The organism is Mesorhizobium sp. M2A.F.Ca.ET.043.02.1.1, assembly GCF_003952405.1.
GTDB lineage: Bacteria > Pseudomonadota > Alphaproteobacteria > Rhizobiales > Rhizobiaceae > Mesorhizobium.
In genome coordinates, this window is record NZ_CP034445.1 from 6,033,516 (window position 1) to 6,058,844 (window position 25,329).

Below are 25,329 nucleotides of genomic sequence, written 5' to 3' on the forward strand. Positions count from 1 at the left end.
CAGGTTCGAAATCGTGGCCGGCATGTTCCCCGAGCCGCTGGAAGAACCCGGCCACAACGCCTATCTATGGAGCAATCCAAAGGAGGTTTGACATGGCTTCTTCCACCGAGCGCGCAGTCCTTGCCGGCGGCTGCTTCTGGGGCATGCAGGATCTGATCCGGCGCTTGCCCGGCGTGGTTTCAACCCGGGTCGGCTACAGCGGCGGCGATGTCGCCAACGCGACCTATCGCAATCACGGCACTCACGCCGAGGCGATCGAAATCATCTTCGATCCGGCCAGGACCAGTTTCCGCGCGCTGCTCGAATTCTTCTTCCAGATCCACGATCCGACGACGAAGAACCGCCAGGGCAACGATATCGGCATGAGCTATCGCTCGGCGATCTACTACACGAGCGACGAGCAGAAGCGGATCGCCGAGGACACGATCGCCGACGTCGAAGCGTCCGGCCTGTGGCCCGGCAAGGTCGTCACCGAGCTTGCTCCGGTAGGCCCCTTCTGGGAAGCCGAGCCCGAGCATCAGGACTACCTGGAACGCTATCCCAACGGCTACACCTGCCATTTCGCGCGGCCGGGATGGAAGCTCCCGGTCCGCCAGAAGGCTGCCGCATCATAGATCGGCTATTGCGTTTAGCACTGATCACCCGAAATCCAGCCCGCCATGCCGAAGAGGCATGGCGGGCTTTTTTGCGTTCAGGATGCTTCGCTGGGCCTGCGCTACTCAGCCTCTGGCGCAAAAGCTGAACCGCTCCAGCTATCGATCCGGGCAAATTCCGCACGGAAAACCGCGGCGAGCATCAAATTGCCTTGGGCGGCTCAGCCCTTGGCGCGGCGGCTTTCATGTTCGTGAGTGCCGATCCAGTGGGCGCGGATGCGGTCGCTGGCCTCGAGATAAGCCATGTCGATGAGATAGGTCAGGAGTTTTTCGCCGTCGGCTTCGGCCTTCTGGCGAAGTTCTCGTAATATCCCCTGCGCAAACTGCAGGTTTTCCATTTTGCTAGGCTGGTCCATGGGTGCCCCCCAAATGTCTGCGCGGTAAGTCTGGATCACTATGCTTGTATGAAAGTTGTGACACCGTGCGCGGTGCGGCTGCACGTGGTTGCACTGACGCCCGGCCAGCGAACCTGTTGGACATTGTGCGGAAATGTCGATATTTTACGCGCCCAATCGGATAGCGACCATGAACGAAGACGAGGGCAGCACTCCTGACAAGTTGCAAGCCATGCTTGACGTGATTGCCAGGAGCGAGCCCTCGTTCGAGAACGAGCAAGTCGATTTCGGACGCTTGAAAGCCGATGCCGTCCGGGCAGCGGGGGTGCTGATCGAATTTTACGGCGATGCGGCGCTTGAGCGCGCCAAACTCATCGAGCACCGATCGCCGCAATCGCATTTCGCGCGCATGGTCACGGCTGAGGTCGGCAGACGCGGCAAGCGAAGCTGACCCGCAAATGATCGGCGAAAGCTGCCTCAGGACGATCGTCGCCTCCTCAGCCTTCCGTCAAGCCGTTGCTCGACCTCTTCCTCGACGTTGTCCAGAAGATAGGACAACAGGTCGTGTCCGATCGATCGCGCGATGTCCCTGGCCTGTTCGACGTGATTGTGCATCTCGCGCAGCGACTGTTCCTCGCAGGTGGCATCCTTCGTCAGATCGACGAACCAGCCAGGGTAGAGCGCTGCCTCGCCCACACCGTCTACGCAGCATTGGCCCACAGCCAGGATCTTGCGCAGCCCCATCTTTTCCGACCGGACCCTGTAGACTTCCCTGAAGCCAGATTTGCGTTCTATCGCCTTGCGGATCGCCAATCGGACCCTGGGCCGGTCTTCCACATCGATGCTTTGCATGCACCGTTCCAGCGACGCGCCATGCGAGAATTCGTCGAGGGTCAGCCCGAAATAATCTGAAAGGTTGGCGTCGCCATAGACGCGGTCACGCTTGACGTCCCAGGTCCAGAACCCGTCAATCGGTGGATACCGCATAAGCATGTTTCGGCCGTGTTCAGGCGCCGACGTCATGAAAACCGCCCCGTCCGGTTTCAAGATTCGGCAGCACTATGTAGCAAAAAATGAAAGAAACAAAGGTGGCCTTTTGTACAAGGTTCGAAATCATAAGGCCTACTGCCTGTGGCAAGTCCGAGCGTCATATTTTGATACTACCAGAAAGCAATGGTCTAAAAATTTCTTAAGCTTAAAGAATTTTGACTTCGATATTGCAACTGCAGCTTGGTATTTCACGCGCTGAACACAAGCGGTCGGCAGGAGAGCAAACCAAAAGGTTGTATTGCGAAAGAGGGATGGCTAAAAATTCTTGCGTTCTGCAAAGCGGATAAAACGCTATGAATGTCGCCGCCTGAAACGTGCAGGTGACGACTCACCGTGAATGCTACCGGCGGCTGACTGACCGGCAAACCTACCGGTGGTTGAAACAGACGGAGCTTGGAGAAAAGCTTGGGATCTCAATCGGCAGCCGGTCCTTTCCAGGTGGCGCCGAAGAGTTCCCTGGACCGGAGGTCATTGCCGTTCAGGCTTAAGTCCGACAGTGATCCAACCTAGGCCGGCTCCTGCCGCGGCTCCGGGTCCATTTCATTGCCGGCGGCCGAATCAGCGGCGACCCGGTCATGCTCGAACTGATGCGCCGCGGGGAGGGCCTGCAGCCAGGATTCGCGCCGCCTGATCCAGAGCTCATAGTCCGGCACCAGCCCCTCGGTCGGCGCGACGTCAAGGCTGCCGATCGTGACCTCGACTTCCTCTTCGCCAACGAATGGAACGCGGCTTCCGCAGGTGGGGCAAAAACTTCGAGCGCCATAGGTGCTGGTGATCCCGCTGGCTTCGAACGCTTGAAGCGGCCATACGGCATAGGCATGGAAAGCCGATCCGCTTGTCTTGCGGCAATCCTTGCAGTGGCAGAGGCCGACCCGGCGTGGCTCGCCGGCCACGCGGAACTGCACGCCGCCGCACAAGCAACTGCCGGTGCGCGCGATTTCAGGCATTTGCCGTTCCTCCCGCTGTTACACGCAGAACAAAGTCGCGGCCGGCCAGTTCTGCCGCTGGCCCGTACAACCCGTATGGGGTTGCTATGGTTCCGCGCGGGACCGCAAGAGGCGGCTATCGGTCGGGAAGGTCGACCGGCTCCTCGCACCGATAGACGCGGCACTCGCCGTCCTTGGCGGGAACGGTTGTTGATATTGGCACTTCCGGCCAGTCGCACTCATTGCCGAATTGCCGCACGAAGCGGTCATAAGTATCCGGACCGGTGGTCAAAACCACCGCATGGTCGCTTTTGATCAGCGCCTGCGTCTGCGCGCAGGTCATGGCGCGAGTATCCGGCCGGGCTTGGGCGGCGCTCGCGGCGCACAGCAGCGTGGCGGCGCTCAACAAGTTGCCGGCGAGGCGTGCGATCGACAGGGTTCTCATGGACACCGGGCTTCGGGGTTTTCCGTGCCGAATATGGACCGCGGCTAAAAGACCGCAAGATATTTGAGCAACGATATGATTCCGATGATGATGACGATGATCTGCGCGATCTGTCGCGTGCGGGCATCGAGTGGCAAGCGCTGCACGAGATAGAGCACCAGGATCACCACCAGGAAGGTGATCAGGATGCCGATGAGTACCGATGCGCCCATAAGCGAGCCTCCGTTATCGCCAGGATTGCCCAAACTGGGCCGCCCCCAAACGTTGCGCGTCTGAAAAAGGTTCCGCTAGGGCGAAGTGGAACGGGAAGTATCGCGCAGCGTTGTTCAGCACCTTTGAATATTCAGGATGCGAACATGAAGGACATCTTCAGCACCGCGGCCATCATTGTGTCGATCGCGATTGCGATTGCGCTCATGTTTTTGGTGCCGATCAGACTTGAAGCCAATCCCGGGCCGCCGATCGTGTCATCCCACTCGGCCAAGGCCGAATAGCATTGCCCGGAGCCGGGTGGAACATGCGCGCCCCTTGCGAGTTGATTTCGTGATGAAAAGCGCCGGCTTGCGCTCAGAGAGAGGAAAAGAACATGGGTCTCGGCACAATTCTTATCATTATTCTCATTCTGGCCTTGCTTGGCGGTTTCAGCGGCCTGGGCGGCGGGCCGTTCTACGGCACGGGCTATTATGGCGGCGGCGGTCTCGGGTTGGTTCTTGTCATCGTCATTATTCTGGTCGTGCTCGGACGGATCTAAGAACGGTCAGACAAATCAAGCGAGCGCGTCCCGGAGCTTCGCCGCCAGTTGTTCCAGCGTGAACGGCTTGGCGATGAAGTGCACATCGTGGTCAAGCACGCCATTGTGCACGACGGCGTTGCGCGTGAAGCCGGTCATGAACACCACTTTCAGGGAGGGGGACTGCTTGCGAGCCTGTTCGGCGAGTTGCCGGCCATTCATACCCGGCATTACAATATCCGTCAGCATCAGCGCGATGGCGGCGTTCTGACCGAGTTTCTCCAAGGCTTCGTCACCACCCGCGGCTTCGATGACGGTATAGCCGAGCTCCAGCAAGGCGGCGGCCGTCGAAGCACGCACGCGGGCATCGTCCTCGACGAGCAGCACGGTTTCGGTTGCCGGAACATCGCTCCTGCCGCCGGTCTTTACCGGCGGAGCCGCTTCCTCCGGACCGGTGAAGCGCGAAAGATAGATCCTGATTGTCGTGCCCTCGCCGGGCTCCGAATAGATCTTGACGTGTCCGCCGGATTGCTTGACGAAGCCGAACACCTGGCTGAGACCGAGCCCGGTTCCCTTGGTCGCGGGCTTCGTGGTGAAGAATGGCTCGAAAGCCTTGGCCATGATGTCCGCCGCCATACCCGCGCCGGTGTCCGTTACCGCGATCATGACATACTGACCGGCCTTCACTTCGGGATGCGCCGCCGCATAGGCCTCGTCGAGATGGCAGTTGGCGGTCTCGATGGTGAGCTTGCCTTCTTCATCCATGGCGTCGCGTGCGTTGACCGCCAGGTTGATGATGGCGTTCTCGACCTGGCTCGGGTCGGCATGCGTTTTCCAAAGTCCGCCCGCCAGCACCGTTTCGATCTCGATCGCATGGCCGAGCGTGCGCCGTAAAAGGTTCGACATGCCGGTGACGAGGCGATTGGCATCGATGATCTGCGGCGCCAGCGGCTGCTGCCTGGAAAAGGCAAGCAGCCTGGCGGTGAGGTTGGCGGCGCGTGCCGCGGCATCGGCCGCCGCCTCAACGAAGCTCTGCACGTCATGCTCGCCGCGAGCGAGCTTGCGCTGCGCGAGGTTCATGGCGCTGGTGATGACAGCCAGCATATTGTTGAAATCATGCGCGATGCCGCCCGTGAGCTGGCCCACCGCCTCCATCTTCTGCACCTGGCGAAGCTGCGACTCCGCCTTCTCACGCGTGTAGATCTCGTTGAGCAGCGCCGCGTTCTTGGCGCTCAATGCGTCCTGCGCGTCAGCCACCTCTCGGAAGCGGCGGCTGGACTGGCGGATCGTATAGATGCCGAGCAGAAAGATGCCCAGCAGCGCCGCGAACGAGCCGATGCGCAGCCAGCCTTCGATCTGTTCCATCCGCTCCGCACGGGCAGCGAGGTTCGCACCGTCGATGCGCCGGATCGCATCGATGTTGGCGCGGATCTGGTCCATGTCCAGCTTGCCCCTGCCGCCGCGCACGATGTCCAGCGCTTTCGCCGTGTTGCCCGTGTCGTAGAGCCTGATCGTCTCAGCGAGTTCCGCTTGCTTGCGGGCAAGCGCGTCCTTGATGCCGGCCACCTGCTGCGCCCGATCGCTGCCGACCGGAAACATCTCATCGACGCGCTTGAGCAGCGCCGGCAGCGCCTCGACCGCATGCTGGTATGGCAGCAGATAGTTTTTCTCGCCGGTCAGCAGATAGCCGCGCTGGCCGGTCTCGGCGTCCTGGGCGAGCGAAAGCAGGCTCGAGAGCGTTTGCTGGGCTTCAATTGCTTCACGGCTGGCGTCGCGGTCGGCGATCTGCGCTTCGGCGAGAATGGCGCGCGCGGTTATGATCAGCGCGACAACGGCAAAGCCGGCAAGAAGCGGAAGCGCTTGCCATCGCAGGGCGCGTCGCAGTCGGACGATCATTGCTTTGCGGGGGCCTGAGGAAATCGTGAAATTCGCCAAGTGGTAGGCGGCGCTGAAGCGCAAAGCAATAGCCAAGTCCAGCGGGCGTTGATCGCAACAGCCCCGGCGGAACCTGCCTATGTCAAACTTTAATGACGGCGGCCTTCGGCCAATGCAGAGTACAGGATTGAGCCACGGCGACGCTGTGGTCGATCGGAGGCTGTCGGGTACCGCTAGAGCAATTCCAGGAAAAGTGTGAGCGGTTTTCCGTCCGGAATTGCGTAATAACAAGGAGATAGAGCGGTTCGCCGTTTCCGTGAAACGGTGAAACGCTCTAGCTGCCGCGCCCGCTGCATTCGAGACAGGCGACGCTGTGTCCTGGGCAGTTAATCCGGTGGGTGCCCTCCGGACAGCAATGGCCGTTCGAGCTCAGCCAGCGCGCGCAAACGAAGACTTTTTTGGCTCCCTGACAGCGGGGACATTCCTGCGGACGCATCAATTCCTCCCGCGATAGGACGCGATGTTCCGCTTCAACGACCGTGTTCATCCGTTTCGTCCCCCAACGCCTGGATTTTCGGTCAGATATGTTAATTCACCGTTCTTTACATTAGGGTTTATGAATGTGAAAGCCATGAAAGCGTCATCACGCTTTGCTGCGCTTGCACGCTTTCCCTTTCCGCCGCCCTTGTTAAATGTGAGGCCGACCCGTCCTCCGGCCGATTCTGGCGGACAGGGCAGGCAACGGGAACCTTCTTGCAATGACATGGACCGGCGCGGGCGCGCTCTTCATCCTCGTGCTCACCTATGCCGGCGTCGCCGTCGGCCGCATTCCCGGGCTGCGCCTCGACCGCGCCGGAATCGCGCTGCTTGGCGGTGCCTTTATGATCGCCATCGGCGCGATCAGCATCGAGGATGCCTACAAGGCCATCAATTTCGATACCATCACGCTGCTGCTCGGCATGATGATCGTGGTCGCGCATCTGAAGGTTTCGGGCGCGTTTCGGGCGCTTGGCGGCTTTGCCATCGAACACGCCCATGCGCCCTTCATGCTCCTGGTCATGGTGACGCTGTTGACCGGCGTGCTCTCGGCCTTCCTGGTCAATGACGCGATCTGCCTGGTGATGGCGCCGATCGTCGTTCATGTCACCCGCGTCATCAACCGCAACCCGGTGCCTTACCTCATCGCCACCTGCACCGCCTCGAACTGCGGCAGCGTCGCCACCATCACCGGCAATCCGCAGAACATGGTGATCGGCGCGCTGTCCGGCATTTCCTATCCGGCCTTCACGGTGGCGCTCGCGCCGGTGGCGCTATTCGGCCTGCTCTGCGTCATCGTCATCATACGCATCGTCTACCGCGCGGAATTCTCCCGCCCCGCCGAGCTCAGCCCGGAAGTGTATCGGGGCCGCATGCTGCCCGGACAGGTGCTGAAGGCCACCATCGTCTGCGTGCTGCTGGCGCTCGCCTTCTTCGCCGGCGTTCCCGTCGCCAAGGCGGCGCTGATTGCCGGCGCTTTCCTGTTGGTCACCCGGGCAATCAAGCCTCGGCGCATCTATCGCGAGATCGACGGGCCGCTGCTCTTCATGTTCGCCGGCCTGTTCGTGGTGGTGGCAGGCGCCGAGCGCACGCTGCTCACGCCCGACATGATCGCCTGGGCGAAGAACATCGGCCTCGACGATGTCTGGCGCCTTTCGGGCTTCACCGCGGTGCTCTCCAACATCATGAGCAATGTGCCGGCGGTGCTGGCGCTGCGGCCGTTCATTCCCGGGCTGGAGAACCCGGAGCGCGCCTGGCTGGTCGTGGCGATGAGCTCGACGCTTGCCGGCAATTTCACGCTGCTCGGCTCGGTCGCCAACCTGATCGTCGCCGAGCAGGCCAAGGCTGCCGGCAAGCAGCTTTCCTTTTCCGCTTTTTTCAAGGTCGGCCTGCCGCTGACGCTGGTGACGCTTCTCGCCGGCACCGCCTGGCTGGCCTTGTCCTGAAGAGGCCGCCCCTCGAACGCCTCAATCGACGCGCCGCGAGCGTCCACGATCTAAGCTGCGTGTTTGCCTGCCATCCGCGCCCGTATCAGCGTCGCGGCGGCATGGCCGGCGGCGTTGACGTAGTCGGGATTGTGATGGATCAGCATGCTGGAAAAGGCGCCGTCCATCAAAAGCACGATCTCGCGCGCCAGCATCTTCGCCTGGGCGACATCGTGGCTTGAAAGCGCGCCGGCCAGCCATTTCTCGAAATTGGTCTTGTGGCGTGCTCCCGCCTTCACCGCCGGATGCCCCGGCATCGCCGCCAGCTCGGCCGCCGTGCGCAGGAAGCCGCAGCCCTTCCATTTGGGATGGCGGGCAACCCGCGCTAAGTTGGTGAAGATCGCCTCGACCTTTTTGTCCGCGCCGCCCTCCGCCGCATCGAACCAGCCCGCCATCTGCTCGAGATTAGGCTGGTCGCGTCCATCGAGATAGGCCGCGATCAGATCGTCCTTGCTCTTGAAATGATAGTAGAGCGTGCGCTTGGTAAGTCCTGCCTTCTCGGCCACGGCGTCGACGCTGACGCGGCCGATGCCTTCGGCATAGAAGAGCTTGGTCGCCGCATCGACCAGGCGTTTTCGCGTAGGATTGGTCTTTTCGCTCATCGTGTAAGTATACCGACTAGTGAATATACAAGCAACCGAAAGCCTGCTCCTTATCCCGCCGAACCACCGGAAAAGGAAAAAGCCATGACCGACCTTGTGCTGAGCGAGACGCGCGACCGCGTCGCGATCCTCACCCTCAACCGCCCCGACAAGCTGAATGCGCTGAATTACGCGCTGATCGACCGGCTGCTGTCGCGTCTCGACTTGATCGAGACGGATAATGACGTGCGCGCCGTCATCCTCACAGGGGCAGGGGAGCGCGCCTTTTCCGCCGGCGGCGATATCCACGAATTCTCGTTGAGCGTGGCCGAGGGCACCGATGCGGCGCTGCGCGATTTCGTCATGCGCGGCCAGCGTCTGACGGCGCGGCTGGAGGCGTTCCGCAAGCCGGTGATCGCCGCCGTCAACGGCCTAGCCTTTGGCGGCGGCTGCGAGATCACCGAAGCGGTGCCGCTGGCCGTCGCCAGCGACCGTGCCTTGTTCGCCAAGCCGGAGATCAAGCTTGCCATGCCGCCGACTTTCGGGGGCACGCAGCGGCTGCCGCGGCTTGCCGGCCGCAAGCGCGCGCTGGAGCTGCTGTTAACCGGTGAGACATTCTCCGCCGCTCGTGCCGCCGAGCTTGGCCTGGTCAACCAGGTCGTGCCGCACGAAGAGCTGATGCGGGCGGCCCTTGACCTTGCCCGCCGCATCGTCAGTCATTCGCAGACGGCGGTCGCCAGCATCCTCACAGCGGTGGCGCGTGGCATCAACTCGAGCATAGCGGAAGGCTTGCTGGTGGAGGCCGAGCAATTCGCCCGCGTGGCCCCGACAGCAGACCTGCGCGAGGGCGTGAACGCCTGGATCGAGCGGCGGCAGGCGGTCTATCACGGCTCATGGGCGCATGTCGCCCGGCCGGACAAGGCCACTGGCGCCACGCGGCGTCTCGACCGGGCGGTCCACTTGCCTGGCTGACGCCCTGTCTGAAGCGGCTCGGCTTTTCACTGAAGCGCTGAACCGCTTCAGGTTCCATGCACTTTCAGGCGGAAGACCGTGACCATGGTCCTCGAATTGCTCCTAGGCCACCGCTTTCAACGGCGCCTTGCCTGCCTGCTGCACGCGCGCAGCCGCAGCCAGCAGACGGTCTGCGTGATCAGCCCAAGTATATGCCGGCCGCCATCGACGATCACCACCGCATGACTGCGCCCGTCGGTCAGTGTCGGCAGCAGGCTCATCGCCGGCATGTCGGGCAAAGCGGTGCTTGCTTTCGACATCACCCCTCCCACCGTGTCGGTCGCTCTCGTCAGCTCGCGCAGGCCGATTGCGCCGGTGAGCCGTCCTTCCGCGTCGACGACCGGCAAGGTGCGGATGTTGTGGTCGATCAAAAGGTTGCGCGCCTCGTCGGCTGAAGCCGTCTCCGGCACCGAGATCACATCGCGGGACATGATGTCCCGGCAAAGCAGCGTGCGCTGCGAGCGCACCATTGCCTGCAGCTCGACCTGGCGCAGCAGCCGCTCCAGGTCATCGCGGTCGATGTCGAAGGTTTCGTCGAGCGCCGAGAGCGCCGCATCGACATCCTCGGGCCGAAACCCGACGCGCTCGGCCGGCGGCCGGTCGGCTGTGCCGTGACTGCTGTTGGCCGGCACATGAACATGGGGATAGTTGCGGCGCGACAGCTTGTGGAAGAGGAAGCCGAGCGCGACCAGGACGGTTGAGTTCAGCGCCACCGGCACAAACGGAAACAGGAAGCCGGCCGCCGCAACCGCCGGCCCGCCGAGCACGCCGGTAAGCGCCGCCGCGCCGCCCGGCGGATGCAATGATCGCGTGAACGACATGGCGGCGATCGCCAGCGCCACCGCAAGGCCGGAGGCGATCACCGTGTCATGCACAAAATGCGCCACCGTCACCCCGACCAGCGCCGAAATCGTGTTGCCTCCGATGATGGACCAGGGCTGCGCCAGCGGGCTCGAGGGAACGGCAAAGAGCAGCACGGCGGAAGCGCCCATCGGCGCCACCAGCATCGCCACAAGCGGGCCGCTGCCCATGGCAAGCCCGCTGATCATGCCGGTGAGCGCGATGCCGATGGTCGCGCCGATGCAGGCGAGCAGCCGCTCGCGAAGCGTCGCTCCGGCGAGGATTGGAACAAAGAGGCGAAACGCCATGGCAGGCCCTGGATCGAATGGGTGGAATTGCGCTGCACGCAATGCCGCTGAAGTCACGGATTTGGAAGCCAAACCAATCCGTATATTCGCGGCCGGAGGGAATATTATTGCGCGGCACGCTGCGGAGGACATGCCGCCAGCGGCCCAGGCTTTGTCAATCGCGTCAAGGCGTTGATGGTTAGCAGTATCCGCTGGGCAACTCGCCGGAAGTCCCCGCTTCGGCTAAGGGTGCGTTGGCGCAGTATAGCGGCGGGCCGCGGCCGGGCAGGGTGGGTTGCGCGCCGGCATTCGGAAGATTGCCGCCAAGCAAGCGAGGCGCCGTGCGCGCCTCGCTCTCCCAGCGCCGGGCCAGGGGGCGGCGGGTTTAGGGGGCCACCCCGATATGGCCCTTCATGTTGGGATGGAAGCGGCAGAAATAGTCGACCTCTCCCGCCGCCTTCAGCGTGACCTTGCCCTTCGACTTTGCCGGGATCATCACATCCCAGCCGCCTTTGACCGTGGCGGTGTGGGCGAGAATATCCTTGTTTGTCCACTCAATCGTGTCGCCAACTTTGGCCTTAACGCTCGCCGGCGAGAACACCAGCTTGTCGATCGTCACCTCGATGGTCGCCGCGAAGGCTGGCGGTGCCATGAGCACCGTCACCAGCATCGACGCAAGAAGCAGCGGCCTCATTTCAGCATGCCGGCGACATGTTCGGCATGCTGCTCATGTCCCTGGAAGATCTTGAGCCCGGTCTCCAGCAGGCTCTTCAACTCGGCATTGCTGGCCGAGGGGATGAGCAGCGTTTCGAGCGCACCGTTGACCTGCTTGTGATAGGCCACTTCGTTCTCGATATAGGCTTTGTCGAACTCGGAGCCCTTGAGCTTCGCCAGCTTGGCGCGCTCCTCCTTGGCAGCCTTGGCCAGCGCCTTGCTGGTGTCATTATCCTCGGGCGTGACCTTCAGCTTCTTCACCAGGTCGAGCGCTTGGCTGTTCACCGCCTCATGGTCGCGCTCCATGTCCTTGGCGAAGGCGACGATCTCCTTGTTCTTGGACGTCTTGATCGCCAGCTTGGCCGCCTCGATGTCGATCGAGCCGGCTGTATAGGCGATGTGGGCGATCTGCGGGTCGGTGGGCTTGTCGGCGGCCAGCGCCAGCGGCGCGTTGCTCATCAGGAAAAGGGCGGCGAGGGCGGCGGTCGGTCGCATGAACATGGCATCTCCTTCGCCCGGCGCATCGGCTTCGGGCTTCATCTGAGGGTTGACGGCCATTGGATGCCGGGAAGCGAGAAACGTTCCCCGGGAAAGTCAGCCTTCGAAACCCAAGCGCTTCATCACCGCCTGCGTCAGCCGCTCGCAGCGCCGGCCGGCGAAGGGGAAGGCGTCGAGCAGCACCGGACCGATCTCGTCGTCCAGCGCCTTGCGCACCAGGGCGCGCGCCCGGTGCAGCCGTGTCTTAACTGTCTCAGGCCGCACGCCCAGAAGGTCGGCCGTTTCCACGATGCTGAGGCCCTCGATGACACGGGCGACGAAAACGCTGCGATAGACATCGGGAAGGCTGTCGGTCGCCCGTTCGACAAGCCCGAGGATTTGTCGCTGCGCCATTGTCCGCTCCGGATCGTCGCTTGGATTGAGGGGAAACGGGATGACCCGCGCCTCCGGGATTTCGGGCATCGCCACCATGCGCTTGCGCTTGCGCAGCCGGCCGAGCGCCTCGTTGATGACGATGCGCGACAGCCAGGTCGACAAAGAGGCCTCGCCGCGAAAGGCGCCGAGAATGGCGAAGGCGCGCATATAGGCCTCCTGCACGATGTCCTCGGCCTCAGCATCGTTGCGCACCACGCCGCGCGCGATGCGGTAGAGCCGCTGATTGTGCGTCTTGATGATGGCACGGCACGCATCCGGATCGCGCGCCAGCGCCCGGCGCACCAGCGCCATGTCGCCGGCCGCTGCCGCGCCGATCCCGGCGGCTTCAATAGCGGGCCTTCTCATCTCGCTCGATCCCCCGGCAGTTTTGCATCCGCAATTGGATGCGCCTGCCGGCAAAAGGTTCCCGAGTTGATTGCGCGGGCTATGCTATCGCTTCGGCCCAGGCATGTCTGCGGCTGCAAATGTGGCGGCCGGCGCCTACTGATCAGCTCGTCACTCGACGGCAGCCGCCGCCGCCAGCCCACGCGCGATGTCGGCCTTGAGGTCTTCGACATCCTCAAGCCCGATCTGCAAGCGGATCAGCGAACCGGCATACGAGCCCTTGGCAAGCGTGCGGTCGCCGAGGAAGACCGGAACGGCGAGGCTCTCATAGCCGCCCCAGGAATAGCCGAGACCGAAGATCTTGAGCGCGTCGAGGAAGGCGTGCTGGGCCTTCTGGCCGCCGCCGTCGAGCACGATCGAGAAGACGCCGCTCGAGCCGCAGAAATCGCGCTTCCAGAGCGCATGGTCGGGATGGCTTTCGAGTGCCGGATGCAGCACCTGCGCGACCGCGGCCTGCTCCTCCAGCCAGCGCGCGATATCGAGCGCGGACTTGCGGTGATGTTCGAGCCGCACCCCCATCGTGCGCAGGCCGCGCAGCACCTGGTAGATGTCGTCGGGTCCCGAACAGCATCCGAGGGTGCAGAAGCCATCATAGAGCTGCTTCCAATATGTCTCGTTGGCCGAAACCAGGCCGAGCAGCACGTCGGAATGTCCGGCCGGATATTTCGTCGCCGCCTGGATCGAGATGTCGACGCCATGGTCGAGTGGCTTGAAATAGAGCGGCGTCGCCCAGGTGTTGTCCATCATCACGATGGCGCCCGCTTCATGCGCAGCCTTGGCGATGGCCGGGATGTCCTGCACCTCATAGGTGTTCGATCCCGGCGATTCGGTGAACACCACCTTGGTGTTGGGCCTGATCAGCGAAGAAATGCCGGCCCCGATGCGCGGCTCGTAATATTCGACCTCGACGCCGAGTCGCTTCAGCATCGTATCGGCGAAGTGGCGCGTCGGGTGATAGACGCTGTCGACGATCAAGAGATGGTCGCCGGCGGCGAGGAAGGCGAGCAGCGGTACCGTCACCGCCGCCAGTCCCGAAGGCACCGCGATGGTGCCGGCCGAGCCTTCAAGCGCGTCGACGGCGAGCGTCAGCGCATCCATCGTTGGCGTGCCGCGCGTGCCGTATGTGTATTTCTGGCTGCGTCCGGCCATCGAAGCGGCATCGGCGTAAAGCACCGTGGAGGCGTGCACGACCGGCGGGTTGACGAAGCCGAAATAGTCGCGCGGGTTGTTGCCGGAATGGGCAAGCAGCGTGTTGGTGCGCATTTCGATGCCGTCTTTACCCATGGTTCGTCGCCAGCCATTTCATGTAAGGGGTCGAATGATGTCAGGGGACAGCCATAAAGCGGCGGCCAAGCCCGCGCAACCGCGCCAGGCCCGCCAAAAGCCCGTCTTCGGCTAGGCCAATCCAAGCCCGCCCGCGCCCAACAAAGCACCGCTATTGCCGAAGCGGATTCGGCCGCCGGCTCATGGATTCGCACCGTTGCAACTTGACTGATTTGTTCGCATGGACTGCCGATTTCATGGGCTCTTGTCCGCAATTCAGGCATTTGCGGCAATTGCTTTTCAAACCTTTGGGGTTTCGGTCATTTCCCTTGACCTCACAGGAATAATCGCCTTCGATGCGTTTCGTGAATGGGAGGCAGCGCATCGGCAACTGATGCGGGTCCGGGAGTGGGCCTGAAGTGGGAGCTGCATTCACAAACGAAAAAAGATCAAGCGTCGCCTGACAGCAGGGGCGCCTGTAACAGAAAAGGGTATGTGGGTCATGAAACACATTGCAATCGGCATTCTTGGCGCCGCCGCGCTCGGGTTCATGGCGTCCGCCGCTTCGGCAGGCACGCTCGATACCGTGAAGCAGAAGGGCTTTCTTCAGTGCGGCGTCTCGACCGGCCTCGCCGGCTTTTCGGCGCCGGACGACAAGGGTGACTGGAAAGGCATCGACGCGGACTTCTGCCGCGCCGTTGCGGCCGCCGTTTTCGGTGACGCCTCCAAGGTCAAGTTCACGCCGCTCAGCGCCAAGGAGCGTTTCACCGCGCTGCAGTCGGGCGAGATCGACCTCCTGTCGCGCAACACCACCTGGACCAGCAACCGCGACAGCGCGCTCGGTCTCGATTTCGTCGGCGTCACCTACTATGACGGCCAGGGCTTCATGATCAACGCCAAGAAGCTGCCGGGCGTGAATTCCGCGCTGCAGCTTTCGGGCGCCGCCGTCTGCGTGCAGAGCGGCACCACGACCGAGCTCAACCTCGCCGACTACTTCAAGAAGAACAAGATGGAATACAATCCCGTCGTGTTCGAGAAGCTCGAAGAGGTCAACGCCGCCTATGACGCCGGCCGCTGCGACGCTTACACCACCGACCAGTCCGGCCTCTATGGCATCCGCCTGACGCTGTCATCGCCGGCCGACCATGTCGTGCTGCCCGAGATCATCTCCAAGGAGCCGCTTGGCCCGGCCGTGCGCCAGGGCGACGACCAGTGGGCGCATATCGCGCGCTGGACCTATTTCGCGCTTTTGAACGCCGAGGAAGCCGGCGTCACGCAGGCGAATGTCGAGGAGATGAAGACGTCGACCGACCCGAACATCCAGCGCCTGCTCGGCACAGAGCCAGATGGCAAGTATGGCGCCGATCTCGGCCTCTCCAACGACTTTGTCGTCAACATCGTCAAGGCTGTCGGCAACTACGGCGAAATGTTCGAGCGAAATGTCGGCTCGGGCAGCCCGCTCAAGATCGCGCGAGGGATCAACGCGCTGTGGACCAAGGGCGGCCTGCAATACGGCCCGCCGATCCGCTGATCGAAACGTGATCCGGGAGGCAGGTCGTCTGCCTCCCGGTTTCTCTTTCCAGGGGACGGTCCATGGCTTCGCAGGAAATCCTTCGCGAGGAGCCGACCCGCGGCTCCTTCATCAATGACCCGAGAATACGCAGCCTGTTCTTTCAGACGCTGGTCGTGATCCTGCTGTTCATCTCGATCTGGTGGATCGTCCACAACGTCATCGAAAACCTCCAGCGCCTGCACATTGCATCAGGCTTCGGCTTCCTGAAGAGCAGGGCCGGCTTCGACATCTCCGACACGCCGATCGCCTACACGTCTGACTCGACCTATTTCCGTGCGCTGGTCGTCGGTCTGCTCAACACGATCATCATTGCCGTCGCCGGCATCGTGCTTGCCACCATCGTCGGCTTCCTCATCGGCATAGGACGCCTGTCGCAGAACTGGCTGATCCGCAAGATCTGCACGGTTTATGTCGAGATCTTCCGCAACATCCCGCCGCTGCTGGTCATCTTCTTCTGGTATTCCGGCGTGCTCGCCGTGCTGCCGCCGCCGCGCGAGAGCATCCATCTGCCCCTCGGCTCCTTTCTCAACCAGCGTGGTTTCTATCTACCGCGGGCCGTCTGGGGGGATGGCTCCTGGCTGATCGGCGTCGCATTGCTGCTCGCCATCGCGATGGCATGGTTCGTCGCCCACAGGGCGCGGCAGCGGCAGCGGGCAACCGGCCAGCAATTCCCGGTGTTCTGGACGTCGGTCGCTCTCATCATCGGCCTGCCGGTGCTTGCTTTCCTGCTCAGCGGCATGCCGCTCACCTTCGATTTCCCGAAGCAGTCGACCTTCAACCTGACCGGCGGCTTCTGGATCAAGCCGGAGTTCCTGTCGCTGCTGTTGGCGCTATCCTTCTACACGGCGGCCTTCATCGCCGAAATCGTGCGCGCCGGCATCAGGGGCGTCAGCAGGGGCCAGACCGAGGCGGCAGCGGCACTCGGCCTGCGCTCCGGTCCGATCCTGCGGTTGGTAGTGATCCCGCAGGCAATGCGCATCGTCATCCCGCCGCTCACCAGCCAGTATCTCAACCTGACCAAGAACTCATCCCTGGCCATTGCCATCGGCTACCCCGATCTGACAGCCACCGCCGGCACCGTGCTGAACCAGACCGGGCAGGCGGTGGAGGGCGTGTTCATCATGATGGTCGCCTATCTGGTGCTGAGTCTCGTGACGTCCTTCGTCATGAACATCGTCAACGCCAGAATGGCGCTGGTGGAGAGGTAAGGCCATGCAGGAACACGACATGTCCTGGGTGCGCACCGAGATGGCGTTGGCGCAGCCGGCGCCGCCTACCGAACGCGGCGCCTATGCCTGGGTGCGCAAAAACCTGATCGGTTCGGTCGGCGACACCATCCTCACGGTGCTGGGCATCGCCATCGTGGTGTGGGTCTTGCCGCAAATCATCAACTGGGCCTTCATCAACGCCGTCTGGACCGGCCCTGACCGCACGGTGTGCACAACCGCTTCGCAAGGCGGCATCCAGCCCGACGGCTGGACCGGCGCCTGCTGGGCCTTCGTCAACGCCAAGTTCGGCCAGTTCATGTTCGGCACCTATCCGATCGAGGAGCGCTGGCGACCGATTCTGGTCGCCATCCTGTTCGTGGCGCTGCTGGTGCCGATGCTGATCCCGCGCGTGCCGCGCAAGGGACTGAACGCGCTTCTGCTCTTCGTGGCGCTGCCGGTTGTCGCCTTCGTCCTGCTTGTCGGCGGCGTGTTCGGCCTGCCGCATGTCGAGACCCCGCGTTGGGGCGGGCTGCTGGTCACACTCAGCCTGTCCTTCGTCGGCATTGCCGTGTCGTTGCCGATGGGTATCGTGCTGGCGCTCGGTCGGCGTTCGAAGATGCCGATCATCAAATGGCTATGCGTCGTCTTCATCGAGACGGTACGCGGCATTCCGCTGATCACGGTGCTGTTCTTCGCCAGCGTCATGCTGCCGCTGTTCCTGCCGGAAGGCGTCAGCTTCGACAAATACCTGCGGGCCCTGATCGGCGTGTCGCTGTTTGCCGCCGCCTATATGGCGGAAGTGATCCGCGGCGGCCTGCAGGCGATCCCCAAGGGCCAGTATGAAGGCGCCGACTCGCTCGGCCTCGGCTACTGGCAGAAGATGGGCCTGATCGTGCTGCCGCAGGCGCTGAAGCTGGTCATCCCAGGCATCGTCAATACCTTCATCGGTATGCTCAAGGACACCAGCCTGGTCCTGATCATCTCGATGTTCGACCTGCTCGGCGTGGTGAAGCAGAACTTCGCCGACCCCAACTGGGCGACGCCGCAGACCCCGAAGTCCGGCCTGATCTTTGCCGCCTTTGTTTTCTGGCTGTTGTGCTTCGGCATGTCGCGCTATTCAATGTACACCGAACGCCGGCTCGACACCGGCTACAAACGCTGAGGCATGTCCCAAAACTGTGGAGCGATTTTAGGACATGCATCAAACACAACGATAAGGGGAATTGGCCATGTCCACCGAAAACGCCGTCAGCGCGGAAGACCTGAAGGTCGATGCCAAGAAGATGCACATCTCGACCACGGATGTCGCCATCGACATTGTCGGCATGCACAAATGGTATGGCGAGTTTCACGTCCTGAAGGACATCAACCTCAAGGTCATGCGCGGCGAGCGCATCGTCATTTGCGGTCCGTCCGGCTCCGGCAAGTCGACCATGATCCGCTGCATCAACCGGCTGGAAGAGCATCAGAAGGGCAAGATCATCGTCGACGGCAAGGAACTCACCAACGATCTGAAGAAGATCGACGAGGTGCGCCGCGAGGTCGGCATGGTGTTCCAGCACTTCAACCTGTTCCCGCATCTGACCATCCTGGAGAACTGCACGCTGGCGCCCATCTGGGTGCGCAAGATGCCGAAGAAGCAGGCTGAGGAAATCGCCATGCATTTCCTCAAGCGCGTCAAGATCCCCGAACAGGCCAACAAATATCCCGGACAGCTCTCCGGCGGCCAGCAGCAGCGTGTGGCGATCGCGCGCTCGCTGTGCATGAACCCGCGCATCATGCTGTTCGACGAGCCGACCTCGGCGCTCGATCCCGAGATGATCAAGGAAGTGCTGGAGACGATGGTGGGCCTGGCGGAAGAGGGCATGACGATGCTGTGCGTCACCCACGAGATGGGCTTCGCCCGCAAGGTCGCCAACCGCGTGATCTTCATGGATCAGGGCCAGATCGTCGAGCAGAACACGCCGGCCGAGTTCTTCGACCATCCGCGCCATGAGCGGACGAAACTGTTCCTGTCGCAGATCCTGCACTGAGCGGGAACAGTTTCCTGGGAGGTGGCTCGTGCCCGTGCCTTCGTCATCCTAGGGCGGAGCAAGGAGCGAAGCGACGCGCGCAGACCCTAGGATCCATGCCGTGACGCTAAGGCGTTGCGATGTTTGCAGAATTCTGCTCCGTCGCGCTCTACATCGCAGGTCACGGCATGGATCCTCGGGTCAAGCCCGAGGATGACGAAGTCACGAACGGCTTCGGCTAATCTCGGAAATAGCGATGAAAGCTTCGCATTTCATTTTTCTCGTCCGGACGTACCGCGCCCGATGAGAACAATCCTGCAATATCTGGCAATGCTCGTCGGAGCAGTGCTTCTTGCCGTCGCGCTCGGCGCGCTGGTGCCGCGCCCGCTCTGGTCCGCGGCGCAGGCCGAAGGCGAGGGGACACGGCGCATATTGGTGCTGAAGAACCCGATCCACACCGACATCGCTATCCCTCTGGATGACGGCGTTCGTCGGCGGTTTGCTTTCCTCGCCGATGCCGGTCTGCCGATGGATGCCCCGGATGCACGCTACATCGTCTTCGGCTGGGGCGGCCGCGCCTTCTATCTGGAGACGCCAACGTGGTCGCAATTGAAGGCCGCGCCGGTGTTGAAGGCGCTGACGCTCGACGCCTCGGTGATGCATGTCGATATTGCCGGCACGATCAAGGAGCTGCATCCGGATGTCGCCGGCTTCGACATCGACGAGGCGCATTTCGCGGCGTTGCTGGACTACATCACCGCGAGTTTCCGACAGGGCAAGGGCGAGCCTGTGGCCGTCGGGGATGCCGGCTACTCGGCCTACGACCGTTTCTACGAAGCCAATGGCCATTTCAACGCGCTGGTCGGCTGCAACACCTGGACGGCGGCGGGATTACGCGTCGCCGGCATTCGCACGGGATGGTGGAACCCGCTGCCGGTATCGCTTTGGTGGTCGATGGGATTGTATAACTGACGCAGTACCGTGAATCGAGTCCTCGGGCGCTCTACCCCTGCACCACCTTCCGTTCCTCCCAGCCATAAAGCCAGTCCAGGTCCGTGGCGAGCTTCTCCGGCGGCCGCGTCGCCAGCACCAGATTGCGGGCGACTGCCACCGGTCCCCAGGCGTGCCAGGTCAGCCGATTGAACGCGCCGCGTTTGAGCACCCTTTCGACGCGCGGCCGCCTGAGATTTTCCCAGACGGCGAGGCTGTGGGCCGGATCGCCGGGAAAATCGGCAACGAGATTGGCGAGCACTGAGGCGTCCTCGATTCCCATGGCCGCGCCCTGGGCCGCGAACGGCGTCATCGCATGCGCGGCGTCGCCGATCAGCGCGATGCCTTGCGGGACGGCCCAGCGCTGTTGCCGGACAGTGTGCATTGGAAACGCCGTCCACGACCCCGCCAGCGCGATGAGCTTTGCGAGCATCGTTGCGGTGCCACGCATGGCATTGGACAGGATGGCCGGGTCGGCATGGCCCGACCAGCCTTCCGCGATGCGTTCGCCTCTGGTGAAAGCGGCGAGGTTGACGGTGCGGCCCTTGCTCACGGGATAGGCGACCAAATGGAAGCCGGGATGCAGGAAGGTTGTGACGCAGCCCGCCACCCCGATCTCGGCAAATGCCTGCCCGGCGGGGCTGTCGACCGCCACGGTGGTGCGCCAGGCCAGTCGGCCCGAGAAGCGGCTTCTCGCGAAGGCGGAGTCCCGGGCCGCAAGCTGCGCGCGAACCGTCGACCAGACGCCATCGGCTCCAACCAGCAGGCCGGCTGCAATCGACGTGGTTTTGCCGTCGGCCTCTACCGTCGCGGTCACGCTTCGCTGGTCGGCGGCGATGCCTGTCACCCGCGCACCGGTAACGAGCTCGATATCCGACCGCCCTGCCATTTCCTCCGCCATGGCCGCCTGCAGGTCGGCGCGGTGCGCCACCAGATAGGGCGCGCCCCAGCGCTTCTCGGCCGCCTGTCCAAGCGGCACGCGGGCCAGCTCACGCAGGCTTTTCGCATCCTTCAGCACCACCGCTTCGGGCCGGACCGCGTTGGGCAACAGACGGTCGAGCACGCCAAGCCGGCGCAGGATGCGGGTTGCGTTGGGAGCCAGCTGGAGGCCGGACCCGGCCGCTTGGAGCTGCTTGGCCTGCTCGAACAATTTGACCGGCAAGCCGCGCTCAGCGAAGGCAAGTGCTGCCGTCAATCCGGCGATGCCGGCCCCGGCTATGACGACTTGCCGGGACCGTGCTTCAATCATGGTCGGCTCAGGCGGCCTGGTCGACATAGAGGCAGCCGGCTGGCTGCGTTTCTGTCGCCTTCAGCGACGGCGAATAGCGATAAAGCGTCGAGCAGTAGGGGCAGACCTTTTCATTGTCGTCACCCATGTCGAGGAACACGTGCGGGTGATCGAAAGGCGGGTTGGCGCCGGTGCACATGAATTCCTTGACGCCGATCTCGATGACCGGATGGCCCGCGTCGTTCTGGAAATGGGGAATGCTACCGCCTGCCATCGTCGTCTCCAATCGGGTTCGGCCAGTGGGTGTGACCCGCCTGCATCTGGAGCATAACATGCCAGTTTGCAAGATCGATGAAATCAAACTGTCGCAAAAGGCTGGCAGAGGATAAGTTGAGCCGGTTAAGCGCGTGAGGCTGGCACGGAGCGATTCCGTGACGATCATGCGTCACAAAGAGATGTTAGGGCGTCGCCGGACGGCAAGATGCGGCGCTCCCTCGGGCGGTTGCGGGCAAGAGCGGGAAACATGAACGAACTGAAGCCGGTGCAGAGCGAGTTCATCACCGTCGAGGCGGCGAGCCCCGACGGCGGCAATCCCGACCGTTTCGTCAACCGCGAATTCTCCTGGCTTCAGTTCAATCGCCGCGTGCTGGAAGAGTCGCTCAACGATCATCATCCGCTGCTCGAACGCGTCCGCTTCCTGTCGATCTCGGCCGCCAATCTCGACGAGTTCTTCATGGTCCGCGTTGCCGGCCTTGCCGGTCAGGTGCGCGAAGGGATCGCGTTGAAGAGCCCGGATGGCCGCACGCCCGAGCAGCAGCTCGAGCAGCTGCTGCGCGAGGTCGAGCGCCTGCAGGAGGACCAGCAGAAGAGCCTCTCGGCGCTGATGGCCCTGCTCAACAAGGAAGGCATCGAAAGCATCACCCGCGACGCGCTGACCAAGGATGAGAAGACCTGGCTGGAGGAGCATTTCCAGGAACAGGTCTTCCCGGTGCTGACGCCGCTGTCGATCGACCCGGCGCACCCGTTTCCCTTCATCCCCAATCTCGGCTTTTCCATCGCCTTGCAATTGCGCCATCGCAAGAACGGTGAGGAGATGAGCGCGCTCTTGCGCCTGCCGGTTGCGCTCAGGCGTTTCATTCGCCTGCCGGACCGCAAGCGCCATGTGCGCTTCATCCCGCTGGAGGAGGCGGTCGGCCTCTATATCGGCAAGCTGTTCCCCGGCTATGAGGTCAAGGGCTCGGGCACGTTCCGCATCATCCGCGACAGCGATATCGAGGTCGAGGAAGAATCGGAAGACCTCGTGCGCCTGTTCGAGACGGCGCTGAAGCGGCGGCGCCGCGGTTCGGTGATCCGTATCGAGTTCGACACGCTGATGCCGGCGGAATTGCGCGATTTCGTCGCCGGCGAGCTCGGCGTCTCGGCGAGCCGCATCAGCGTGCTCACCGGTCCGCTGGCGCTCAACCAGATTTCCGAGATCGTCGCCATTCCGCGCGACGACCTGAAGTTCACCCCCTACAATCCGCGCTTTCCCGAACGCATCCGCGAGCATGGCGGCGACTGCCTGGCCGCCATCCGCGAGAAGGACATCATCGTCCACCACCCTTACGAATCCTTCGACGTGGTGGTGCAGTTCCTGCGCCAGGCCGCCGCCGACCCGGAGGTGGTGGCGATCAAGCAGACGCTCTACCGCACGTCGAACGACAGCCCGATCGTGCGCGCGCTGATCGACGCCGCCGAGGCCGGCAAGTCGGTGACCGCGCTGGTCGAGCTCAAGGCGCGCTTCGACGAGGAGGCCAATATCCGCTGGGCGCGCGACCTCGAACGCGCCGGCGTCCAGGTCGTGTTCGGCTTCCTGGAGCTGAAGACCCACGCCAAGATGTCGCTCATCGTACGCCGCGAGGACGGCCGGCTACGCAACTATGTCCATCTCGGCACCGGCAACTACCACCCGGTCACCGCCCGCATCTACACCGACCTGTCCTTCTTCACGACCGACCCGACGATCGCGCGCGATGTCGCGCAGATTTTCAACTTCATCACCGGCTATGCCGAACCGGCCGAGGAGATGCGCCTTGCTGTGTCGCCCTTCACGCTGCGCAACCGCATCCTGAAGCACATCGCCGAGGAGGTCGTCCATGCACGCGAAGGACGTCCGGCGCGCATATGGATGAAGATGAACGCGCTGGTCGACCCGATCGTCATCGACGCGCTCTACGATGCCAGCCGGGCCGGAGTCGAGATCGACCTCGTCGTGCGCGGCATCTGCTGCCTGAGGCCGCAGGTGCCGGGCCTTTCGGAAAACATCAGGGTGAAATCGATCGTCGGCCGCTTCCTCGAGCACAGCCGCATCTTCTGCTTCGGCAATGGCTACGGCCTGCCGTCGGACGAGGCGATCGTCTACATCTCGTCCGCCGACATGATGCCGCGCAATCTCGACCGCCGCGTCGAGACCCTGGTGCCGATCACCAATCCAACTGTGCATGAACAGGTGCTTGGCCAGATCATGCTGGGCAACATCATGGACAACCAGCAAAGTTTCGAAGTATTGGCTGACGGCACCTCCCGGCGCGTTGCGCTGGAGGAGGGCGAGGAGCCGTTCAACGCGCAGGAATATTTCATGACCAATCCGAGCCTCTCCGGACGGGGTGACGCGCTGAAATCGCATGCGCCCAAGCGCATCGCCCAGTTCAAACGCCGCAAGAAGAACAGCGCCGCGTGATTGCAGTTTCCCAGGGCCGGCTTCAGGACCGGCGGCCACTGTCGATCATCGACATAGGGTCGAACTCGATCCGCCTTGTCGTCTATGAAGGGCTGGCGCGCTCGCCCTCGCTGCTGTTCAACGAAAAGATGCTGGCCGGCCTCGGCCGCGGCATCGTTTCGACGGGCAAGCTCGATCCCGAGGCCGTGACGCGCTCGATGGAGGAGTTCCGCCGCTTCCGCGCGCTGTCGGATCAGGCGGGCGCCGAGCACATGTATGTGCTGGCCACCGCCGCCGCGCGCGAGGCCATCAACGGTCCCGATTTCATCCACCGCGCCGAGGATGTGCTGAAGACCGAGATCCGCGTGCTCACCGGCCGCCAGGAAGCCTATTATTCGGCGCTTGGCGTCATTTCCGGTTTCCATCCGGCCAACGGCATCGCCGGTGACCTCGGCGGCGGCAGCCTCGAGCTGATCGACATCAACCGAGAGGCGATCGGCGACGGCATCACGCTACCGCTCGGCGGCCTGCGCCTGCAGGATATGGCCAAGAACTCGCTGGTGCAGGCGCAGAAGATCGCGCGTCAGGAACTGGCGCGGGCAAAGCTGCTCAAGGGCGGGCAAGGCAGGGTCTTTTATGCCGTCGGCGGCACCTGGCGAAACCTTGCCAGGCTGCATATGGAGATGACCAACTACCCGCTCGGCATCATGCATCACTACGAGATTTCGGCCGACAGCGCGCAGACCTTCCTCAGGCAGGTGGCCAAGGGCGAGGTCGAGAAGGTGAGGGGCATCGAAGGCGTCTCCAAGAACCGCCGCTCGCTGCTGCCCTACGGCGCCGTCGTGCTGCAGGAGATCATGGCGGCGATGCAGCCCTCGAAGATCATCGTCTCGGCGCAAGGCGTGCGCGAGGGTTTTCTCTATTCGCTGCTCGACCCCGAGGAGCAGAAGGCTGACCCGCTGATCTCGGCGGCCGAGGAACTGGCGCTGTTGCGCTCGCGCTCGGTGCACCACGCGCATGACCTTGTCGAATGGACCGGCAAGGCATTCAAGGCCTTCGGCATCGACGAGACGGAAGACGAAACGCGCTACCGCCATGCCGCCTGCCTGCTCGCCGATATCGGATGGCGCGCGCATCCAGAATATCGCGGCAGGCAGTCGCTCAACATCATCGCGCATGCCTCCTTCATCGGCGTCGACCATCCCGGCCGCGCCTATCTGGCCCTGGCCAACGCCTACCGCCATGACGGCATCTTCAACGACGGCATCGCGCCCGAGATCAAGGCGCTGGCGCCGCCGCGCCTTCTGGAACGCGCCCGCGTTCTGGCGGCGATGATGCGCGTGGTCTATCTGCTGACGGCGGCGATGCCGGGCGTCATGCCGCGGCTGAAATGGGAAAGCCGTGGCAACGGCGCGCTGGCGCTGGTGCTGCCAGCCTCGCTTTCCGACCTTTATGGCGAGCGCCCCGCCGGACGGCTGGCGCAACTGGCCCGCATCACCAACCGGCGCCTTGTGTTGGCGGTCGAGGGCGGTCCGAGCGTCTCGGTAAAATAGGATGTTTCGGTGGAATAGG

Annotated in this window: 26 protein-coding genes and 1 pseudogene; 13 read left to right on the plus strand and 14 right to left on the minus strand. The window is 63.1% G+C overall.

Translation table 11 applies throughout. From position 1 onward, the window contains the following. Positions 1-92 precede the first annotated feature (92 nt). Positions 93-614 carry a peptide-methionine (S)-S-oxide reductase MsrA gene (msrA, locus tag EJ068_RS29070; RefSeq protein WP_127253643.1) on the plus strand — a complete coding sequence of 174 codons (522 nt, stop codon included), beginning with the start codon at positions 93-95 and terminating at the stop codon, positions 612-614. Positions 615-814: 200 nt separating this feature from the next. Here the strand turns inward: msrA and EJ068_RS29075 are convergent, their stop codons facing one another. After that, a complete protein-coding gene (locus EJ068_RS29075) occupies positions 815-1,009 on the minus strand; it encodes a hypothetical protein (RefSeq protein ID WP_126061378.1) in 195 nt (64 codons plus the stop codon). A gap of 169 nt (positions 1,010-1,178) precedes the next feature. Between EJ068_RS29075 and EJ068_RS29080 the strand changes: the two genes are divergently transcribed. Next, positions 1,179-1,439, plus strand: a complete 261-nt coding sequence (locus tag EJ068_RS29080) for a hypothetical protein (RefSeq protein ID WP_127253642.1) — start codon at positions 1,179-1,181, stop codon at positions 1,437-1,439. Between the two features lie 26 nt (positions 1,440-1,465). Here EJ068_RS29080 and EJ068_RS29085 read toward each other — a convergent pair whose 3' ends face one another. The 4 genes from EJ068_RS29085 to EJ068_RS29100 form a co-directional block, all read right to left on the minus strand. Next, positions 1,466-1,975, minus strand: coding sequence for a PAS domain-containing protein (locus EJ068_RS29085; protein WP_127253641.1), 510 nt, complete (start codon positions 1,973-1,975; stop codon positions 1,466-1,468). Positions 1,976-2,544: 569 nt separating this feature from the next. After that, the gene (locus EJ068_RS29090; RefSeq protein WP_127253640.1) at positions 2,545-2,985 is read right to left on the minus strand and encodes a GFA family protein; all 441 of its coding nucleotides are present in this window, start codon (positions 2,983-2,985) and stop codon (positions 2,545-2,547) included. A gap of 115 nt (positions 2,986-3,100) precedes the next feature. Next, positions 3,101-3,409 carry a hypothetical protein gene (locus EJ068_RS29095; protein WP_245463271.1) on the minus strand — a complete coding sequence of 103 codons (309 nt, stop codon included), beginning with the start codon at positions 3,407-3,409 and terminating at the stop codon, positions 3,101-3,103. A 44-nt stretch (positions 3,410-3,453) separates the two neighbouring features. Next, positions 3,454-3,621 (minus strand): Thivi_2564 family membrane protein, encoded by a 168-nt coding sequence (locus EJ068_RS29100; protein ID WP_126083227.1) that lies wholly within the window; start codon positions 3,619-3,621, stop codon positions 3,454-3,456. 144 nt (positions 3,622-3,765) lie between these two features. Between EJ068_RS29100 and EJ068_RS32880 the strand changes: the two genes are divergently transcribed. Beyond that, positions 3,766-3,903: a hypothetical protein gene (locus EJ068_RS32880; RefSeq protein WP_189342065.1), complete on the plus strand. Its 138-nt coding sequence runs from the start codon at positions 3,766-3,768 to the stop codon at positions 3,901-3,903. A gap of 92 nt (positions 3,904-3,995) precedes the next feature. Further along, on the plus strand, positions 3,996-4,160 hold the full coding sequence (locus tag EJ068_RS29105) for a DUF3309 family protein (protein ID WP_082048942.1): 165 nt from the start codon (positions 3,996-3,998) through the stop codon (positions 4,158-4,160). Positions 4,161-4,175: 15 nt separating this feature from the next. Here the strand turns inward: EJ068_RS29105 and EJ068_RS29110 are convergent, their stop codons facing one another. Further along, positions 4,176-6,035, minus strand: a complete 1,860-nt coding sequence (locus EJ068_RS29110) for a CHASE3 domain-containing protein (RefSeq protein WP_245463272.1) — start codon at positions 6,033-6,035, stop codon at positions 4,176-4,178. A gap of 737 nt (positions 6,036-6,772) precedes the next feature. Between EJ068_RS29110 and EJ068_RS29115 the strand changes: the two genes are divergently transcribed. Beyond that, on the plus strand, positions 6,773-7,996 hold the full coding sequence (locus EJ068_RS29115; protein ID WP_127253722.1) for an anion transporter: 1,224 nt from the start codon (positions 6,773-6,775) through the stop codon (positions 7,994-7,996). Positions 7,997-8,046: 50 nt separating this feature from the next. Here the strand turns inward: EJ068_RS29115 and EJ068_RS29120 are convergent, their stop codons facing one another. Then, positions 8,047-8,637, minus strand: coding sequence for a TetR/AcrR family transcriptional regulator (locus EJ068_RS29120; protein ID WP_126083226.1), 591 nt, complete (start codon positions 8,635-8,637; stop codon positions 8,047-8,049). A gap of 84 nt (positions 8,638-8,721) precedes the next feature. On the opposite strand from EJ068_RS29120, the gene EJ068_RS29125 reads away from it, so the two are divergent. Beyond that, complete coding sequence (locus EJ068_RS29125; protein WP_129554946.1) at positions 8,722-9,588, plus strand: crotonase/enoyl-CoA hydratase family protein; 867 nt, start codon at positions 8,722-8,724, stop codon at positions 9,586-9,588. A 102-nt stretch (positions 9,589-9,690) separates the two neighbouring features. Here EJ068_RS29125 and EJ068_RS29130 read toward each other — a convergent pair. The 5 genes and pseudogenes from EJ068_RS29130 to EJ068_RS29150 form a co-directional block, all read right to left on the minus strand. Beyond that, positions 9,691-10,775, minus strand: a pseudogene (locus EJ068_RS29130) (HPP family protein). A gap of 364 nt (positions 10,776-11,139) precedes the next feature. Next, a complete protein-coding gene (locus EJ068_RS29135; RefSeq protein ID WP_126083223.1) occupies positions 11,140-11,448 on the minus strand; it encodes a cupredoxin family copper-binding protein in 309 nt (102 codons plus the stop codon). Next, entirely contained in the window at positions 11,445-11,969 is a 525-nt protein-coding gene (locus tag EJ068_RS29140; protein WP_126083222.1) for a DUF4142 domain-containing protein, read from the minus strand. Before EJ068_RS29140 ends, EJ068_RS29135 begins: the two co-directional genes overlap by 4 nt. Positions 11,970-12,062: 93 nt before the next feature. After that, positions 12,063-12,746 carry an RNA polymerase sigma factor gene (locus EJ068_RS29145; RefSeq protein WP_127251311.1) on the minus strand — a complete coding sequence of 228 codons (684 nt, stop codon included), beginning with the start codon at positions 12,744-12,746 and terminating at the stop codon, positions 12,063-12,065. A gap of 150 nt (positions 12,747-12,896) precedes the next feature. Next, a complete protein-coding gene (locus tag EJ068_RS29150; RefSeq protein ID WP_127251312.1) occupies positions 12,897-14,069 on the minus strand; it encodes a cystathionine beta-lyase in 1,173 nt (390 codons plus the stop codon). A 481-nt stretch (positions 14,070-14,550) separates the two neighbouring features. Here EJ068_RS29150 and EJ068_RS29155 point away from each other — a divergent pair, with 481 nt between their 5' ends. The 5 genes from EJ068_RS29155 (at position 14,551) to EJ068_RS29175 (ending at position 19,813) form a co-directional block, all read left to right on the plus strand. Then, positions 14,551-15,579 carry an amino acid ABC transporter substrate-binding protein gene (locus EJ068_RS29155; protein WP_095820064.1) on the plus strand — a complete coding sequence of 343 codons (1,029 nt, stop codon included), beginning with the start codon at positions 14,551-14,553 and terminating at the stop codon, positions 15,577-15,579. Positions 15,580-15,641: 62 nt separating this feature from the next. Further along, the gene (locus EJ068_RS29160; RefSeq protein WP_126083219.1) at positions 15,642-16,829 is read left to right on the plus strand and encodes an amino acid ABC transporter permease; all 1,188 of its coding nucleotides are present in this window, start codon (positions 15,642-15,644) and stop codon (positions 16,827-16,829) included. Positions 16,830-16,833: 4 nt separating this feature from the next. Next, positions 16,834-17,991 (plus strand): amino acid ABC transporter permease, encoded by a 1,158-nt coding sequence (locus EJ068_RS29165; RefSeq protein ID WP_127251313.1) that lies wholly within the window; start codon positions 16,834-16,836, stop codon positions 17,989-17,991. Between the two features lie 67 nt (positions 17,992-18,058). Further along, positions 18,059-18,862: an amino acid ABC transporter ATP-binding protein gene (locus EJ068_RS29170; protein WP_127251314.1), complete on the plus strand. Its 804-nt coding sequence runs from the start codon at positions 18,059-18,061 to the stop codon at positions 18,860-18,862. Between the two features lie 282 nt (positions 18,863-19,144). Then, the gene (locus tag EJ068_RS29175; RefSeq protein WP_127251315.1) at positions 19,145-19,813 is read left to right on the plus strand and encodes a TIGR02117 family protein; all 669 of its coding nucleotides are present in this window, start codon (positions 19,145-19,147) and stop codon (positions 19,811-19,813) included. 31 nt (positions 19,814-19,844) lie between these two features. On the opposite strand, the gene EJ068_RS29180 is transcribed toward EJ068_RS29175, so the two are convergent. Together EJ068_RS29180 and EJ068_RS29185 are read right to left on the minus strand one after the other, a co-directional pair. Further along, a complete protein-coding gene (locus EJ068_RS29180; protein WP_127251316.1) occupies positions 19,845-21,080 on the minus strand; it encodes an FAD-dependent monooxygenase in 1,236 nt (411 codons plus the stop codon). A 7-nt stretch (positions 21,081-21,087) separates the two neighbouring features. Continuing rightward, the gene (locus EJ068_RS29185; RefSeq protein WP_027169907.1) at positions 21,088-21,333 is read right to left on the minus strand and encodes a zinc-finger domain-containing protein; all 246 of its coding nucleotides are present in this window, start codon (positions 21,331-21,333) and stop codon (positions 21,088-21,090) included. A 249-nt stretch (positions 21,334-21,582) separates the two neighbouring features. Between EJ068_RS29185 and EJ068_RS29190 the strand changes: the two genes are divergently transcribed. Beyond that, entirely contained in the window at positions 21,583-23,778 is a 2,196-nt protein-coding gene (locus EJ068_RS29190) for an RNA degradosome polyphosphate kinase (protein WP_127251317.1), read from the plus strand. Continuing rightward, the gene (gene ppx, locus EJ068_RS29195; RefSeq protein WP_127251318.1) at positions 23,775-25,310 is read left to right on the plus strand and encodes an exopolyphosphatase; all 1,536 of its coding nucleotides are present in this window, start codon (positions 23,775-23,777) and stop codon (positions 25,308-25,310) included. Before EJ068_RS29190 ends, ppx begins: the two co-directional genes overlap by 4 nt. Positions 25,311-25,329: the final 19 nt, after the last annotated feature.

Bases quoted from the DNA above. Each gene is read 5' to 3' on its own strand.
- msrA (WP_127253643.1), top strand. From the start codon at position 93: ATGGCTTCTTCCACCGAGCGCGCAGTCCTTGCCGGCGGCTGCTTCTGG.
- EJ068_RS29075 (WP_126061378.1), bottom strand. From the start codon at position 1,009: ATGGACCAGCCTAGCAAAATGGAAAACCTGCAGTTTGCGCAGGGGATA.
- EJ068_RS29080 (WP_127253642.1), top strand. From the start codon at position 1,179: ATGAACGAAGACGAGGGCAGCACTCCTGACAAGTTGCAAGCCATGCTT.
- EJ068_RS29085 (WP_127253641.1), bottom strand. From the start codon at position 1,975: ATGCGGTATCCACCGATTGACGGGTTCTGGACCTGGGACGTCAAGCGT.
- EJ068_RS29090 (WP_127253640.1), bottom strand. From the start codon at position 2,985: ATGCCTGAAATCGCGCGCACCGGCAGTTGCTTGTGCGGCGGCGTGCAG.
- EJ068_RS29095 (WP_245463271.1), bottom strand. From the start codon at position 3,409: ATGAGAACCCTGTCGATCGCACGCCTCGCCGGCAACTTGTTGAGCGCC.
- EJ068_RS29100 (WP_126083227.1), bottom strand. From the start codon at position 3,621: ATGGGCGCATCGGTACTCATCGGCATCCTGATCACCTTCCTGGTGGTG.
- EJ068_RS32880 (WP_189342065.1), top strand. From the start codon at position 3,766: ATGAAGGACATCTTCAGCACCGCGGCCATCATTGTGTCGATCGCGATT.
- EJ068_RS29105 (WP_082048942.1), top strand. From the start codon at position 3,996: ATGGGTCTCGGCACAATTCTTATCATTATTCTCATTCTGGCCTTGCTT.
- EJ068_RS29110 (WP_245463272.1), bottom strand. From the start codon at position 6,035: ATGATCGTCCGACTGCGACGCGCCCTGCGATGGCAAGCGCTTCCGCTT.
- EJ068_RS29115 (WP_127253722.1), top strand. From the start codon at position 6,773: ATGACATGGACCGGCGCGGGCGCGCTCTTCATCCTCGTGCTCACCTAT.
- EJ068_RS29120 (WP_126083226.1), bottom strand. From the start codon at position 8,637: ATGAGCGAAAAGACCAATCCTACGCGAAAACGCCTGGTCGATGCGGCG.
- EJ068_RS29125 (WP_129554946.1), top strand. From the start codon at position 8,722: ATGACCGACCTTGTGCTGAGCGAGACGCGCGACCGCGTCGCGATCCTC.
- EJ068_RS29135 (WP_126083223.1), bottom strand. From the start codon at position 11,448: ATGAGGCCGCTGCTTCTTGCGTCGATGCTGGTGACGGTGCTCATGGCA.
- EJ068_RS29140 (WP_126083222.1), bottom strand. From the start codon at position 11,969: ATGTTCATGCGACCGACCGCCGCCCTCGCCGCCCTTTTCCTGATGAGC.
- EJ068_RS29145 (WP_127251311.1), bottom strand. From the start codon at position 12,746: ATGAGAAGGCCCGCTATTGAAGCCGCCGGGATCGGCGCGGCAGCGGCC.
- EJ068_RS29150 (WP_127251312.1), bottom strand. From the start codon at position 14,069: ATGGGTAAAGACGGCATCGAAATGCGCACCAACACGCTGCTTGCCCAT.
- EJ068_RS29155 (WP_095820064.1), top strand. From the start codon at position 14,551: ATGAAACACATTGCAATCGGCATTCTTGGCGCCGCCGCGCTCGGGTTC.
- EJ068_RS29160 (WP_126083219.1), top strand. From the start codon at position 15,642: ATGGCTTCGCAGGAAATCCTTCGCGAGGAGCCGACCCGCGGCTCCTTC.
- EJ068_RS29165 (WP_127251313.1), top strand. From the start codon at position 16,834: ATGCAGGAACACGACATGTCCTGGGTGCGCACCGAGATGGCGTTGGCG.
- EJ068_RS29170 (WP_127251314.1), top strand. From the start codon at position 18,059: ATGTCCACCGAAAACGCCGTCAGCGCGGAAGACCTGAAGGTCGATGCC.
- EJ068_RS29175 (WP_127251315.1), top strand. From the start codon at position 19,145: ATGAGAACAATCCTGCAATATCTGGCAATGCTCGTCGGAGCAGTGCTT.
- EJ068_RS29180 (WP_127251316.1), bottom strand. From the start codon at position 21,080: ATGATTGAAGCACGGTCCCGGCAAGTCGTCATAGCCGGGGCCGGCATC.
- EJ068_RS29185 (WP_027169907.1), bottom strand. From the start codon at position 21,333: ATGGCAGGCGGTAGCATTCCCCATTTCCAGAACGACGCGGGCCATCCG.
- EJ068_RS29190 (WP_127251317.1), top strand. From the start codon at position 21,583: ATGAACGAACTGAAGCCGGTGCAGAGCGAGTTCATCACCGTCGAGGCG.